Below are 14,605 nucleotides of genomic sequence, written 5' to 3' on the forward strand. Positions count from 1 at the left end.
TATGACCGTCACCGCCGTGGAACCAGAGTTGTTGACCCGCATCACCGGGGACGAGAAGCATTCGCCGAGCGCGCACTCGACGCTCGACATCCTGTGGGTGCTCTACGACCGGGTGCTGCGGGTGTCGCCGGAGACCGCCGACGAGCCCGACCGGGACCGGTTCCTGCTCTCCAAGGGGCACGGACCCGCCGCGTACTACGCGGTCCTCGCCGCGAAAGGCTTCTTCCCCGTCGCCTGGCTCGACGACCTCGCCGGGCCGGAGAGCCGGCTCGGGCACCACCCCGACCGGGTGCTGATCCCCGGGGTCGAGATCGGGACCGGGTCGCTCGGGCACGGACTCGGCCTCGCGGTCGGGACCGCCCTCGGCCTGCGCGCCCAGGGGTACGACGAGACGCGCACCTTCGTGCTGCTCGGCGACGCCGAGCTGGACGAGGGATCGAACCACGAGGCGATCGCGTACGCGGCAGCCACCGGGCTGCCCCTGACCGCGATCGTCGTCGACAACCAGTCCGCCACGCACGGCTGGCCGGGCGGGATCGCGAGCCGTTTCGTCGGCTGGGGCGTGTCCGTCGTGGACGGTCGCGACCACACCGCGCTGGAGGCGGCCCTGATGCCGCGCCGCGACCGCCCGCACGTCGTCATCGCCGTCGTCGAGCCCAAGGGGAGCTGACCATGCGAGAGACCTTCGTCGCCACCACCACGGCGCTGCTGGAGGAGGACCCGCGGACCGCCGTCGTCCTCGCCGACATCTCCGCCGACGCCTTCGCGCCGGCGATGCGCCGGCACCCGGACCGGGTGATCAACGTAGGCATCCGTGAACAGCTGATGACCGGCGTCGCGGGTGGGCTCGCGCTCACCGGGATGCGGCCGTACGTGCACTCGTACGCGCCCTTCGCCGTCGACCGGGCGTACGAGCAGATCAAGCTGGACCTCGGCCACCAGGACGCCGGGGCGGTGCTGGTGAGCATCGGCGCCTCGTACGACGCGTCGGCCGAGGGCTACACCCACCAGTCACCCGGAGACGTGGCGCTGCTCGACACGCTCGACGGGTGGACCGTGCACGTACCCGGGCACCCGGACGAGGTGCCGGGACTGCTGCGGGCGGCGGCGCACCACGACGACCGGGTGTACGTCCGCCTCTCGTCACAGCAGAACAGCCGTGCCCACCCCGGCACCGAGCTGAAGGTGATCCGGCGCGGCCGTACCGGTGCGGTGGTGGTCGTCGTCGGGCCGCTGCTCGACGCGGCGCTGGAGGCCACCCGCGACCTGGACGTCACGGTGGCCTACACGCACACGCCGCGGCCCTTCGACACGGACGGGCTGCGTGCCCTGCGACCGGCCGAGGTGGTGATGGTGGAGCCGTACCTCGAGGGGACGTCCAGCCGGATCATCGCCGCGGCGCTGGCCGACGTACCCCATCGTTCCCTGCATCTCGGCGTGAGCCGGACCGAGGAGCGGCGGTACGGCTCGCCCGCGGACCACGCCCGCTGGCACGGCCTCGACGCGGCGGGCCTGCGCCGGTCGATCGCCGGATTCCTCGGTTAGGCGGCGATCTGCAGGCTCGACCGGCGCTCGCGGAAGACCTGCTTGAACCGCGCGTCGAAGTGCCAGACACGGTCCGGTTCGCCGACGCGGACCCGGAAGCGCTCGCGGACGCCGTCCACCGCGGTCGCTGCGACGTCCACGGCGGCGAGCCGGAGGTCCGTGTTCCAGGTGACCTCGCTCAGGTGGCGCAGGTTGGCGTTCAGGTGCAGGCGCAGCCGGTGCAGCAGCCGCGTCTCCTGCGTGATGACCAGCCGCCGGTACGTCAGCAGCATCAGGTATTCGCCGGCCAGCGGGCGGTCCGGGTTGACGCACCGGGTCACCAGGACGGTGGAGTCGTCGGGCTCCACGCAGCGCCGGAAGATGGGCATGTGCCGGCTGACGGTCGCGATGGCCACGCCGGCTTCGGCGGCGGCGGGAAGGAACGTACGGGAGAACACGTCCATGTGGCGTTTAACGGCGATGCCCAGGGGAAGGCGCGGCCATGTCACGATGAATATCGAATTACAGGATCTCGACGATCGTGGCGTTGGCCATTCCGCCGCCCTCGCACATGGTCTGCAGGCCGTACCGCACGCCGGTCTGTCGCATGTGGTGCAGCATCGTCGTCATGATCCGGGCACCGGACGCGCCGAGCGGGTGGCCGAGGGCGATCGCACCGCCGCGCGGGTTGAGGCGGGACGGGTCCGCGCCGGTCTCCGCGAGCCACGCCAGCGGTACGGGTGCGAACGCCTCGTTCACCTCGTACACCCCGATGTCGTCCAGGGTGAGCCCCGACCTGGCCAGCGCCTTCGCGGTGGCCGGGATCGGCGCGGTCAGCATGATCACCGGGTCGTCGGCCGCGACGACCGCGGTGTGGATCCGCGCGAGCGGCGTCAGGCCGTGCGCGGCCGCCCAGCGTGAGGTCGTGACCGCGAGCGCGGCCGCGCCGTCGGAGATCTGAGACGCCGTACCGGCCGTGACGACCCCGTCCTCCTTGAACGGCGTCTTGAGCCCGCCGAGCTTCTCGAGCGTGGTGTCCCGCCGGATGCCCTCGTCACGGTCCGCCGCCCCGACCGGCGCGATCTCCGCGTCGAACTCGCCGGCGTCCTGCGCCTTCGCCGCGGCGGCGTGGCTGGCCAGGGCGTACTCGTCGAGCTGTGCCCGGGAGAAGCCCCAGCGCGCGGCCATCATCTCGGCGCCGACGCCCTGGTTGAACGTGGTCGTGCCGTAACGCTCCCGGATCGACTCGCCGTACGGATCCTGCCCCGCGGCGCTGGATCCCATCGGCACCCGGCTCATCGACTCGACCCCGCCGGCGACCACCAGATCGGCCTGGCCGGAGAGCACGGTGGCCGCGGCGAAGTGCAGAGCCTGCTGGCTGGAGCCGCACTGCCGGTCCATCGTGGTGGCGGGCACCGACTCGGGCCAGCCGGCGGCGAGCACCGCGTTGCGCCCGATGTTCCACGACTGCTCGCCCACCTGGGAGACACAACCCCAGAAGACGTCCTCGACGTCGGCCGGGTCGAGCTTCGACCGTTCGCTCAGGGTCCGGAGCACCCCGGCCGCCAGATCAACCGGGTGTACGCCGGACAGCCCGCCGTTGCGCCGCCCCACGGGGGTCCGCACCGCCCCCACGATCACCGCATCTCGCATACTGCCGACGGTACGCCGGACTGCCATAGTGGTGCCCATGCCGTATCTCGAGTGGCGGGTGCGACCCGTGCTGCCGGTGACCAAACTGCTGGGTGCGGCCGCCCTGGTCGTGCTCGTGGTGGCGTTCGGCGACGGCGACCCGGTGCGCTGGGCGCTGGCCCTCGCCGCGGCGGCAGGCCTGACCCTCTGGGCCGTCCGCGACCTGATCCGCCCGGTACGCCTCACCGCGGACGCCGCCGGGGTCACGGTGGTCAGCGGCTTCGCGGCCCGCCGGCACCTGCCCTGGGCCCGGATCGAGCGGGTACGCGTCGACAGCCGTACCCGCCGCGGCCTGCGCAACGAGCTGCTGGAGATCGACGCCGGGGAGAGCCTGCACCTGTTCAGCGCGCATGAGCTGGGAACGGACCCGCAAAACGTCGCGGCGGCCCTGACCGAGCTAGCTCAGCGAGAGCGTTCGTAGGACCGCGAGCACGAGCAGCACGACGAACACCGCGGCCAGTCCCACGCCCTGCACGACGTTGCGGATGCGCGCCGGCGCGTACGCGAGGATCACCGCCGCGATGAAGCCCGTGACCAGCCCGCCCAGGTGGCCCGCGACGGAGATGCCGGTCACGGCGAACGTGAAGACCACGTTGATGACGATCACCGGAAGGATCGGCGCGACGCTGAGCTTGAGCCGGCGCAGCAGCACGAACATCGCCGCCATCAGGCCGAACACCGCGGTGGAGGCGCCGGCCGTCATCTGGTTGGGCGCCGAGAAGACGTACGCCGCGACGTTGCCGCCGAGGCCCGCGAGCACGTAGAGGGCCACGTAGCGCACCGGGCCGAGGACGCGCTCGAGCTCGCGGCCGAGGATCCACAGCGCGTACATGTTCATCAGCAGGTGCAGGATGCCGTAGTGCAGGAACATCGCCGTGACCAGGCGATACCACTCGCCGTTGCCGGCGATGCCGTGCATCGCCGGCTCGCCGAGCGGGCCGTACACCGCGCGGCCGAGCACCGCGCCCCACTGGGTGAGCGGGGTGTCGCTGCCGAGCAGGCCGCCCCAGCCGCCGCCGGCCACCGCGTTCGAGCCGCCGGACATGATCGAGATCAGCATGACCACGACGTTGATGCCGATGAGGCTCTTCGTGGCCGTCCCGGCGCGGCCGGCCGCGCTACCGCCGAAAGCGGTGCGAGCCGGCCGCTGCGTGCGCCGCCCCTGGGCGACGCACTCCGGGCACTGGTGCCCGACCGAGGCCTCGTTCATGCAATCCGGGCAGATGGGCCGCTCGCAGCGGGTGCACCGGATATAGGTCTCCTTGGACGGGTGCCGATAGCAGACGGGCGCCGTCACCGGAGACTCACTCATGGTTCAAAGGTACCCGGGAGGGGTGACTACCCGCCGACCCGCTCGATCTCCACGCGCTCGATGACGACGTCCTCGCGCGGACGGTCGCCGGGGCCGGTCGGCGTGGTGGCGATGGAGTCCACGACCTTGGCCGACTGCTCGTCGGCGACCTGGCCGAAGATCGTGTGCCGCCGGTTGAGGTGCGGGGTCGGGCTGACCGTGATGAAGAACTGCGAACCGTTCGTGCCCGGGCCGGCGTTCGCCATCGCGAGCAGGTACGGGCGGTCGAACTGCAGCTCCGGGTGGAACTCGTCGGCGAACTGGAAGCCGGGCCCGCCGCGGCCGGTGCCGGTCGGGTCGCCCATCTGGACCATGAAGTTGGCGATGACCCGGTGGGAGATGGTCCCGTCGTAGTACGGGCCGCTGCCCTTCTGGCCGGTCCGCGGGTCGACGTAGTCCTTCGTCCCCTCCGCGAGCTCCACGAAGTTGCGCACGGTGGCCGGCGCGTGGTCCGGGAAGAGCTGGAGCCGGATCGGACCGTGGTTGGTGTGCAGGGTGGCGTAGAGCGTCTCAGCCACGGGTACTCCTAACGGGTGTCGCGGTCGCCGATCCGCGGGTCGCGCATCGGCGCTGGACAGTTCTTTACGGTTCGGATCCTCCCCCATGTGTCTGAACCGCCTCCGCTGGGGTACCCCAAGGAGGCAGCATTGAACTCGGGACTGATCCACAGGAGGTGGGCACTGGTGTTCGCAACCATGCGACGGAAGAACCGCAACGCGAAGATGAAGAACGAGCTCAGCCAGAGCGTTGATCACTTCAAGCGCGCGGCATCACTCGCCGCTCAGGAGACCAGCGCAACCGTGGGGCCCAAGTTCTCCGCAGCTCGCGACCGGGTGCAGCCGGCGGCTGCCAAGGCCAAGGGTGCAGCGGCCGGCGGCTGGGGCTCGGCCGTCGCGACGCTCGGCCCGCTGGTCGCGGCCGCGAGCGAGAACGTGAAGAAGACGGGCAAGAAGGCCGAGAAGGCGAACAAGAGGGCTGTTCAGGCCAACAAGGAAGCCGCCAAGGCCAACAAGAAGAACGCCAAGAAGCTCGAGAAGCGGGCGAACAAGGCGATCGGCCGCAAGCAGGGCAGCACGGGCGGCAAGCTCGCGAAGCTCGCGCTGGCCGGCGCCGTCGTCGGTGCGGCGGGCGCGTACGCGCTGCGCAAGCGTCGCAGTGACCAGTGGGACGAGTACGACCCCAGCGGCCCGGTGAGCACCACCGTGCCGGCCGGGGATGCCGCGTTCGAACCGGCGGACCTCTCCGGCCCGTCGGGTTTCGTGACGCCGGCCGGTGCGAAGAGCCCGGCCGTCGGCACGGTCGCGGGTGACCCGCTGCTGGCCGCCGACGCCGACCCGGAGCTCGTGCCGACCGGCGACCAGACCGACTCGGCGCTGCACAGCCCCGAGGTGGCCCGGATGGCGAACGGCAAGAACAAGAGCTGACCCCCGGTTGCAGCACACGGCGGGCGGACGATCCGGCATCGGGCGTCCGTCCGCCGCTCTGCGCTGCGCGGGTTACGGGTTCTGCTCGACCCCGGGCTCGGACAGCCGGGCCCGCGCGGGGTCCAGCGCCGGTCCGACCGGCAGCAGGTCGACCAGCTGGCCGGGGATCTGCTGCGGCTGCACGCCGCCGTAGCCCAGCTTCGCCATCACGTCCCGGTCGGCCAGCGGATAGCTGCGGCCGGTGTCGGTGACGATGCTGACCGTCCCGGTGCCGGCGGGCGCGGTCGGTGAGGCCATCGACACCACGAGGGCTCCCTTGCCGCGGGGCACGTACACGCGGTCGGCCTGGTCGTCGCCTGCGGCCGCCGCCTCGCCCACCACCGCCGTGCCCGCGGGGACGGAGGGGCCGATGGTGATGCTGACGCCCCCGTCCGGGCCGGAGCCGTCATAGCTGAGGCAGACGCTCTCCGGGCCGTTGAGCAGCACCGGTACGGCGGGCGGCAGGCCCGCGGCGTTGGCCGCGCTGACCAGCTGGGTCTTCGAGCGGGGCAGGTTGCCGTACAGGGTGAGGTCCATCTCCCGGACGCTGTACGCCTCCGGGTCGGCCTGCATGAGCGCGGCCTGTACGTCGGTCAGGTCGGCCACGCCGTCGCTGAGCACGACGCCCCACTGGTCGGCGGTGTTGCCGTCGCTGTGGATGCGCAGCACCTGCCCGACCTCGAACTCGTTGATCTCCGCCGACGGGTCACCGAAGTCCGGGATCGACGGCGGCTTGAGGTCCGGGCCGATCGGCACCGCGTTCACCCACGCGGGCGACACCGAGAGCGGCGCCTGGGTCCACCGGAACCACACCCGGGTCTGCTGCAGCCGGGCAGCGGGGATCAGGAAGCGCCGGTTGTTGTAGACCAGGAACGTACGGTCGGCGGTGTCGCTGACCAGCAGGCCGCGCAGCTCGCTCGCGGGGGTGTCGGCCCGGGGCACGGGCAGCGGCGTGCCACCGGAGGCCGGCGTGCCGACGGCCAGCACGCTCTGCGGGGCCTCGCTGTCGGCCACCTGCGAGCAGACCGTCCACAGGCTCTTGACCAGGCCACCTTTTGCCGGCGGCAGCGAGTCGGGCGCGCCCGGGATGCCCAGCGGGTCGCCCAGCGGAACCTTGGCCAGGCTCTCCCGGGAGGCGTTCCTGATCTCCGGCGCCGGGGCGTTGGCGGCGAGCAGGCCCGAGGTGTAGTTCAGCACCGGGTGCATCTTGTCGTCGGACTTGAGGTAGACGTAGCGCGCGCCGGTGCCCTTCTCCAGGAACACCACGGACTCGTTGCGCGGTTCCACGCTGCTGCGGCCCTTGATCAGGCCGTAGACGGCGGCGCCACCGACCGCGAGCGCGGCCACCACGATGCTGATCAGTACGGTCGTCCCGGCGCGCCGCAGCGGCGAGCGGTGCGGGTCGGGGTCGTGCGTGACCAGCGCGGCCACCACCCGCTGCTGCGAGTACTGGTACGAGTGCAGCTGATCCTGCCGAGACGGCACGCGACTTCCCTCCCCGGTGTGTCCGCCTCACTGTAGAGGTCGACGCCGGGCGATGGGGGGCCGGTCAGAGCCAGCCGTTGCGCCGGAAGGCCCGGTAGAGCAGCACCGAGATGACGACCATGATCGTGAGGACGGCGGGGTAGCCGTACTGCCACTTCGTCTCGGGCATGAACTCGAAGTTCATCCCGTACACGCCGGCGATCGCGGTCCAGACCGCGGACATGCCGGCCCAGGCGGCGATCTTGCGCATGTCGTTGTTCTGGTCGACCGTGACCTGTGCCAGGCGCGCCTGCAGGATCGAGTTCAGCAGGTCGTCGTACGAGGACACCTGCTCGACGGTCCGCGTCAGGTGGTCCTGCACGTCGCGGAAGTAGCGGCGGATCTCCTTGGGGACGAGCCGGCTCTGCGAGGCGGTGATCGTGGCGAGCGGGCGCTGCAGCGGCACGACGGCCCGGCGGAACTCCACGATCTCCCGCTTCATCTGGTAGATCGCCTGCACCGGGGCGCCCCGGTCCCGGGAGAAGGCGCCCTCCTCGATGATGTCGAGGTCCGCCTCCACCTGGTCGGCCACCTCGATGTACGCGTCCACCACCCGGTCGGTCACCGCGTACGCCACCGCCCACGGCCCCTGGGCGAGCAGGTCGCCGCGCCCCTCCATGTCGGCCCGCACCGGGGCGAGCTTGGTGGCGTCGCCGTGCCGGACGGTGATCACGAAGCGCTCGCCGACGAACAGCATCATCTGCCCCGTCTCGACGATCTGCGAGTTCTCGGTGAGCTCTCCGTGCGGCACGTAGCGGGCGGTACGCAGCACCAGGAACTGCACGGCGCCGAACTGCTCCAGCTTGGGGCGCTGCTCGGCCTTGACGGCGTCCTCGACCGCCAGCTCGTGCAGCCCGTACGTCTGCGCGACGGCGGCCATCTCGGCCTGGGTGGGCTCGTGCAGGCCCAGCCAGACGAACGCGTTCTCGCGGCTGCACGCCTCGCGCAGCGCCTCGTCGGGGGTGAAGTCGCCGGGCTCGCGCTTGCCGTCCACGTACACGCCGCAGTCGACGACGGCGCTGCCGTGAAACTCCTTGCCGGTGCCGGGCTGCTGGCCGTCGGCGGTGCCGAGGAAGCGGTTCATCGCCCGGACGGGGGCCGTCCAGGCGCGCGACAAGGACCTGTTCACCCCGGTGGACCTGCTGCGGCGCACGCTGCTGTCGCTCATGACTGCCTCCCCCAGGGGTGATCGCGGCCCGGACTGCGGTGGCGGGCCCGCACGAGGTTACGCCTGGGAGGTTGCCCAGTCCTTACGCGCCACATGCCTCGCGGCGCATGAGCATGCTGTTCAGGCCGGCCGCCGAGGGCACGGCAGCGCGGTGGGGCGGTGCGCGACGCGGCGCCTCCGGCAAGGTGGCGCCGGACGGACCGGCCGCATTTCGGGGGGGTGAAGGGTGCGAGCGGCCCGCCCGGCGCCGGGGGGGGCGGGGGTGGGTGTCGACGCGTCACACCGCATGGTCATGCAGTTTGACGCAGCAAGCATTGTGGGCCGTGGGCCGGTTCCGGGGGAAACCCAGAACCGGCACGGGGCCGTAACTGTCGGGAATCCGACAGTCGGGCAGGTATCAGGCGCGGGTCTCGGCGATCGCCTCGGCCAGCCGCCGGACACCCTCGTCGATCTGGTCCACGGTCACCGCCGAGTACGCCAGCCGCACCGAGTGCTTGCCGCCGTCGAGCAGGAAGTCGCTGCCCTTGACGATGGCGACGCCCTTCTTCATGGCGACCGGGAACAGCTGGTCGACGTCGACGTCCTCGGGCAGGTCCACCCAGAGGAAGTAGCCGCCGTCCGGCTCGGTGAAGGTGGCGCCGGGGATGTGCTGACGGATGGACTCCCCGAGGACCCGGGCGCGCTCGGAGAGGGCCGCGCTGACCGTCTGGATGGAGCGGTCGATGTCACCGGAGACGCAGAACTGGTGCACGATCGCCTCGGACACCATGCCGGGCGAGATGTAGAGGTTGGTGGCCTTCTTCGCGATCGCGTCGATGAGCGCCGCCGGGCCGACCAGGTAGCCGACGCGGACACCGGGGCACACCGTCTTGGTGAAGCTGGACGCGTGAACGACCGAGTTGTTCTCGTCCATCGACAGCATCGACGGCAGCGCCTCGCCGCGGAAGCGGATGTCGGCGTACGGGTCGTCCTCGAAGATGGTGAAGCCGTACTGGGCGGCCAGGTCGAGCAGCACCCGGCGCTTCTCCAGCGAGAGCGTCACACCGGCCGGGTTCTGGTAGTTCGGGATGATGTGGGCGAGCTTGGGACGCAGCCCCGACTCCAGCAGCCCGCGCAGCTCCTCGACGTCGATGCCGTCCGGCTGGATCGTGACCTGGTGCACCTTGCCGCCGAGGTTCTGCAGGCTCAGCAGGGTGCGGTCGTACGTGGGCTTCTCCACGACCACGTCGTCGCCGGCCTGGACCAGGTGATTGAAGAGGAACGCGTCCGCCTGCAGCGAACCGTTGGTCACGATGACCTGCTCCGGGGAGACCCCGTGCTTCTCGGCGATCCACTTGCGCAGCGGGATGTAACCGACCGACGTGCCGTACGCGGTCACACCGGCCGGATCGGCGTCGAACGCCCGGGCGGCGGCGGCCTTCAGGCCCTCCACGTCGACGATGTCCAGGGACGGGGCGCCTCTTGCGAATGAGATCAGCTGCTCAGCGGTCATGCCCACAAGCTTACGAGCAGGCTCTATATCATTTTTCCGTGCACCCAAGGGCCCTTGCGGCTCGCCGGTGCTCCTGTCCCGCACGGCGACGGCCGCATTTTCTCCCCGTCGCGGCGCGGCCGGGCGCAAGCTTTTCCGGGTGGCCTGCTGACCGGACTTTCCGGACATCCGAGCACCGGCGGGTGCCGGCCGGTCCGGCAGCGCTCCCGGTATGTGAACGCACCGCTATCCTCGGCTGGCACCCCCCTCGATTCGGAAGGAACCACCCCATGATCGGTCTGGTACTCGCCGCCGGCGCCGGACGCAGGCTGCGTCCGTACACGGACACGCTGCCGAAGGCGCTCGTCCCCGTGGACGGGGAGACCACGATCATGGACATCTCCCTGCGCAACCTCGCGGCCGCCGGGCTCACCGACGTGACGATCGTCGTCGGCTACTGCGCCAACGCGGTCGAGGAACGCAAGGACGCGTTCGAGGACAAGTACGGCGTGAAAATCACCCTCGTGCACAACGACAAGGCCGAGGAGTGGAACAACGCGTACTCGCTGTGGCTCGCGCGTGACCGCTTCGCCGAGGGCGCGCTGCTCGTCAACGGCGACACCGTGCACCCCGTGAGCGTCGAGCAGACCCTTCTGGAGAACCGTGGACCGGGCATCCTTCTCGCCGTTGACAATGTGAAGAAGCTGGCTGACGAGGAGATGAAGACCATCTTCTCGGCGGATGGCCGGCTGACGAAGATCACGAAGCTGATGGACCCGGCCGACGCGTTCGGCGAGTACATCGGCGCCACCGTGATCGAGGCGTCCGCCGCCGCCGAGCTGGCCGACTCGCTGAAGGCCACCTGGGAGCGCGACCCCAACCTCTACTACGAGGACGGCTACCAGGAGTACGCGAACCGCGGCGGCGAGATCCGCGCGGCCACCATTGGTGACATCCCGTGGGTCGAGGTCGACAACCACGAGGACCTGGCCAAGGCGCGGGACATCGCATGCCGTTACTAGCCCGCAGCGTCCAGACGCCGCTGCACATCGACGTGCGGCGGGGCGCGGTCGCGGATCTCGGGAGCATCCTGGCCGACGGGCGCATCTCCTCCGGCGGCGACGTCGCGGTGGTCGTCGGCCCCGGTCAGGGCGAGAAGATCGCCGAGCTGATCCGGCCGTCGCTGCACTCGGCGGACGTCTACATGACCACGGGCGGCACCCTCGACGCGGCCATCGAGCTGGGGGACAAGCTGCGGTCGCGGGCGTACGACGCGGTCGTGGCCATCGGCGGCGGCAAGACGGTCGACACGGCCAAGTACGCCGCCACCCGGTACGCGCTGCCGATGGTCTCGGTCGCCACGAGCCTGGCCAACGACGGCGTCGCCTCCCCGGTGGCCAGCCTCATCCACGACGGCATCAAGGGCTCGTACGGCGTGCACATCCCGATCGCCGTCATCGTGGACCTGGACTTCGTCGAGAACGGCCCGGAGCGCGTCAACCGCTCGGGCATCGGCGACGTGATCAGCAACATCAGCGCGCTCGCCGACTGGGAGCTGGCCCGCGAGGTGCGCGGCGAACCGGTCGACGGGCTCGCCGCCTCGCTCGCCCGCATGGGCGCGGAGGCCGTGCTCAACATGCCGGGCGACATGACCGACGACGCCTTCGTCACGGTGCTGGCCGAGGCACTGATCTCGAGCGGGCTCGCCATGGCGGTGTGCGGCAGCAGCCGGCCGTCCAGCGGCGGCTGCCACGAGATCATGCACGCGACCGACTCGCTGTTCCCGGGCACCGCGTCGCACGGCGAGCTCGCCGGCATGGGTGCGCTGTTCTGCACCTTCCTGCGCGGCGACGAGCGGCGCTTCAAGCAGATGTCGGACTGCCTCGCCCGGCACCAGCTGCCGCGTACGCCGGCGGACGTCGGCCTCGACGCGGAGCAGTTCGTGGAGATCGTCGAGTTCGCCCCGAGGACCCGGCCGGACCGGTACACGATCCTCGAGCACCTCACCATGTCGCCGGACGAGATCCGCAGGAAGCTGGCCGAGTATGTCGATGCCGTCGCCGGCCGCTGACCCACGCGGCTCCGCGCCCGGCCCGGGGCGGCCCGGGCCCGCGGGTTCCGGCCCCTCGGACAGGCCCGGTCCGAACGCCACCACAGTGGCCGGGGCGGCGGGGCCCACGGCGGCCGACTTCTACGCGGTGAATCGTGGCGGCGGACTCTTCAGCGAGGCCGTCAGCCAGCGCATCGGTGCCCGCATCGCGGTCTTCGCGCACAAGCGCCGGCTCGCGCCGACCGTGCTCACCGTCGCCAACCTCGGCCTGAGCTGCCTGGTGTCGTTCGTCGTCGTGGCGGCGGCCCAGCCGATCGCCGACGGCCGGGTGTGGGCGTGGCCGGTCGGGCTGCTCGCGCTGCTCGGCTGGCAGTTCGCGTACGCCCTGGACTGCTCGGACGGCCAGCTGGCCCGGGTCACCGGCCAGGCCGGCCCAGCAGGCGGCCGGGTGGATGTGCTCTGCGACGTGGCGGCGCAGATCGCGCTGGTGGCGGCCCTGTCCGCGATGGCCGAGGCGCAGGTACCGGCCACCCCGGCGTGGCTGCTGGCGGCGTTCGCGGGCACCTGGATGGTCAACCTGGTGACGTCGGTGATGCAGACCGGCTCGCAGGCCGCCAGCATGGTCACGAGCCGCTCGCTGCCCGTACGCGTGGTCAAGCTGGTCCGCGACTACGGCGCGGTGATCGCCCTGGCCGGGGTGGTCCTGACCGTCGCGCCGCAGTGGACGATCTGGGTGGTGGGCGCGTTCACGCTGATCAACGGCGCGTTCCTGGCGGCCAGCATCGCGTTCGCCGGCCGGGAAGCCCTGCGCGGCTGAGAGCCCTCACACGCGGACCGGCACGGCCGAGGACGTTCCCAGCACCTTGCCGGCGGCGTCGAGGGCCTCGGCGACCACGTACTCGGGCGTGCCCGGAAGAGTCAGCGTGGTCTCGAAGCCGGTCCGCGGCGCCTCCACCGTCTGGGTCAGCGCGCCGGGCTGCCCACCCGCGCGGGCCCGCCACTTGGCCACCCCGGTCGCGCCGTTCCAGCTGGCGCTGACGATCACGGTGCCACCGTCGACGTGCAGGCCGATCGCCGGCTGGTCGAGCGGCGCCCCGGCCCATTCCGCCTTGTACGCCCGGTACGACTGGTTGTCGAGCGGCAGGTGCCCGTCGAGGCGTACGGTGCCGTCCGGTGCGTACTCGGTGAAGTAGGGCATCTGCCCCCAGCCGATGAACGAGCCGCCGTCGGCGAGCTCCCGGAAGCTGCCCTGCGTCGGCGCGGACAGCTTGCCGGGGTGCAGGAACTCCTGCACGAACGTGACCCGGCGAGCCTGTTCGTCCACCTTGAAGATGAGCCCGCGGGACTGCTCGCGGTCCTTGGTGATGCCCGCGGCGTTGTCGAAGACGCTGTACGAGCCGTCGCGGCGGCGCCGGAAGTCGTGCTGCCAGCTGAACTTGGCCCGGTCCTCGACGGCGAAGCCGGACTTCTTGCCGCCGATGCGCCAGATGAGCTCGCCGGTCCTTCGGTTGATCTTGTACGTGGTCCAGGTGTGCCGCGCCGAGGCCAGCAGGTTCCCGTCCGCGTCCAGCCCGATCGAGTTGGCGTGGAAGTAGTCGTACGGAAGGTGCGCCGACTCGCCGACCGGCAGCGGCGCGTACGACTCGTCCACGCCCACGTGGTCCCGGGCCCGCCACTCGAAGAGGCGCTTGCCCGTCCTGATGTCGATTTCCTGGATCACGCAGTCGTGCAGGACGCCGTCCTTGGGGCCGCCGACCGCCGAGAGGTCGTACGGGACCGGGTCGTACACCCAGAAGATCGCGGTGTCGTTCGGCGTGATCACGAAGTCGTGCTGGTCGGCCTGCTCGGTGCCGAACGCCCGCACCCGGGTGATCTCCCGGTACGCGGTGTCCACGATGACGAACTCGCCCTGCCCGACGCCCTGCCCGCCGGTGCCCCCGATGGTCCCCTCCCACCAGGTCAGCACGGGCTTGTCGCGGTACTGCTGCGCCTTGAAGTCGATCGCGACGGTCGCCGGGTCGGGCACCTTGCGGAACCAGACCGGCGAGCCCTTGTCGTCGACCATGAGCGGCCCCCACAGCCCGGTCCCGGAGGCGGGGGTCAGGTACACGTAGCCCGGCGCCGTACCGTTCGCCGGGGTCGTGATCGTCACGTCCGGCAGGGTGCGCAGGTCCGGCCGGGAGCGGTACTTGGGCGGCGCGGCCTGGGCCGCGGGCGCCGTCGCCGGCTCGGGGTCGTCGGCGTGCCCGATCGCGTAGCCGACGCCTCCGCCCGCCGCGGTGAGCACGGCGGCGCCTCCGATTCCGAGCAGCACGGTACGACGTGAGGTCATGACGGGGAGCATTCCCCACTTCGACGTGCG

Annotated in this window: 15 protein-coding genes; 7 read left to right on the plus strand and 8 right to left on the minus strand. The window is 71.3% G+C overall.

The window, feature by feature from the left end; all coding sequences use genetic code 11:
* Position 1: 1 nt before the first annotated feature.
* On the plus strand, positions 2-670 hold the full coding sequence (locus IT780_RS20065; protein ID WP_199513152.1) for a thiamine pyrophosphate-binding protein: 669 nt from the start codon (positions 2-4) through the stop codon (positions 668-670).
* 2 nt (positions 671-672) lie between these two features.
* Positions 673-1,545, plus strand: a complete 873-nt coding sequence (locus IT780_RS20070; RefSeq protein ID WP_199513153.1) for a transketolase family protein — start codon at positions 673-675, stop codon at positions 1,543-1,545.
* Here IT780_RS20070 and IT780_RS20075 read toward each other — a convergent pair.
* Together IT780_RS20075 and IT780_RS20080 are read right to left on the minus strand one after the other, a co-directional pair.
* Positions 1,542-2,033: a hypothetical protein gene (locus tag IT780_RS20075; protein ID WP_372443738.1), complete on the minus strand. Its 492-nt coding sequence runs from the start codon at positions 2,031-2,033 to the stop codon at positions 1,542-1,544. The two genes, IT780_RS20070 and IT780_RS20075, sit on opposite strands and share 4 nt — an antisense overlap.
* Positions 2,034-2,046: 13 nt before the next feature.
* Positions 2,047-3,177 (minus strand): acetyl-CoA C-acyltransferase, encoded by a 1,131-nt coding sequence (locus IT780_RS20080; RefSeq protein WP_199513154.1) that lies wholly within the window; start codon positions 3,175-3,177, stop codon positions 2,047-2,049.
* A 37-nt stretch (positions 3,178-3,214) separates the two neighbouring features.
* Between IT780_RS20080 and IT780_RS20085 the strand changes: the two genes are divergently transcribed.
* Positions 3,215-3,637, plus strand: a complete 423-nt coding sequence (locus IT780_RS20085) for a PH domain-containing protein (RefSeq protein WP_199513155.1) — start codon at positions 3,215-3,217, stop codon at positions 3,635-3,637.
* Here IT780_RS20085 and IT780_RS20090 read toward each other — a convergent pair.
* On the minus strand, positions 3,614-4,528 hold the full coding sequence (locus tag IT780_RS20090) for a rhomboid family intramembrane serine protease (protein ID WP_199513156.1): 915 nt from the start codon (positions 4,526-4,528) through the stop codon (positions 3,614-3,616). The two genes, IT780_RS20085 and IT780_RS20090, sit on opposite strands and share 24 nt — an antisense overlap.
* Positions 4,529-4,554: 26 nt before the next feature.
* Positions 4,555-5,085, minus strand: coding sequence for a peptidylprolyl isomerase (locus IT780_RS20095; RefSeq protein WP_199513157.1), 531 nt, complete (start codon positions 5,083-5,085; stop codon positions 4,555-4,557).
* A gap of 177 nt (positions 5,086-5,262) precedes the next feature.
* Here IT780_RS20095 and IT780_RS20100 point away from each other — a divergent pair, with 177 nt between their 5' ends.
* A complete protein-coding gene (locus IT780_RS20100) occupies positions 5,263-5,991 on the plus strand; it encodes a hypothetical protein (RefSeq protein ID WP_233413182.1) in 729 nt (242 codons plus the stop codon).
* A gap of 72 nt (positions 5,992-6,063) precedes the next feature.
* On the opposite strand, the gene eccB is transcribed toward IT780_RS20100, so the two are convergent.
* The 3 genes from eccB to IT780_RS20115 form a co-directional block, all read right to left on the minus strand.
* The gene (eccB, locus tag IT780_RS20105) at positions 6,064-7,515 is read right to left on the minus strand and encodes a type VII secretion protein EccB (RefSeq protein ID WP_199513159.1); all 1,452 of its coding nucleotides are present in this window, start codon (positions 7,513-7,515) and stop codon (positions 6,064-6,066) included.
* 64 nt (positions 7,516-7,579) lie between these two features.
* Positions 7,580-8,722 carry a magnesium/cobalt transporter CorA gene (corA, locus tag IT780_RS20110; protein ID WP_199513160.1) on the minus strand — a complete coding sequence of 381 codons (1,143 nt, stop codon included), beginning with the start codon at positions 8,720-8,722 and terminating at the stop codon, positions 7,580-7,582.
* A gap of 397 nt (positions 8,723-9,119) precedes the next feature.
* Entirely contained in the window at positions 9,120-10,214 is a 1,095-nt protein-coding gene (locus tag IT780_RS20115; RefSeq protein WP_199513161.1) for an aminotransferase-like domain-containing protein, read from the minus strand.
* A 269-nt stretch (positions 10,215-10,483) separates the two neighbouring features.
* On the opposite strand from IT780_RS20115, the gene IT780_RS20120 reads away from it, so the two are divergent.
* The 3 genes from IT780_RS20120 (at position 10,484) to IT780_RS20130 (ending at position 13,060) form a co-directional block, all read left to right on the plus strand.
* Positions 10,484-11,215 carry a phosphocholine cytidylyltransferase family protein gene (locus tag IT780_RS20120; RefSeq protein ID WP_199513162.1) on the plus strand — a complete coding sequence of 244 codons (732 nt, stop codon included), beginning with the start codon at positions 10,484-10,486 and terminating at the stop codon, positions 11,213-11,215.
* A complete protein-coding gene (locus IT780_RS20125) occupies positions 11,203-12,264 on the plus strand; it encodes an iron-containing alcohol dehydrogenase family protein (RefSeq protein ID WP_199513163.1) in 1,062 nt (353 codons plus the stop codon). Before IT780_RS20120 ends, IT780_RS20125 begins: the two co-directional genes overlap by 13 nt.
* 85 nt (positions 12,265-12,349) lie before the next feature.
* Complete coding sequence (locus IT780_RS20130) at positions 12,350-13,060, plus strand: CDP-alcohol phosphatidyltransferase family protein (protein WP_307831277.1); 711 nt, start codon at positions 12,350-12,352, stop codon at positions 13,058-13,060.
* Positions 13,061-13,066: 6 nt separating this feature from the next.
* On the opposite strand, the gene IT780_RS20135 is transcribed toward IT780_RS20130, so the two are convergent.
* Complete coding sequence (locus tag IT780_RS20135; protein ID WP_233413183.1) at positions 13,067-14,575, minus strand: arylsulfotransferase family protein; 1,509 nt, start codon at positions 14,573-14,575, stop codon at positions 13,067-13,069.
* Positions 14,576-14,605: the final 30 nt, after the last annotated feature.

Source organism: Nucisporomicrobium flavum, assembly GCF_016464385.1.
GTDB lineage: Bacteria > Actinomycetota > Actinomycetes > Mycobacteriales > Micromonosporaceae > Actinoplanes > Actinoplanes flavus_A.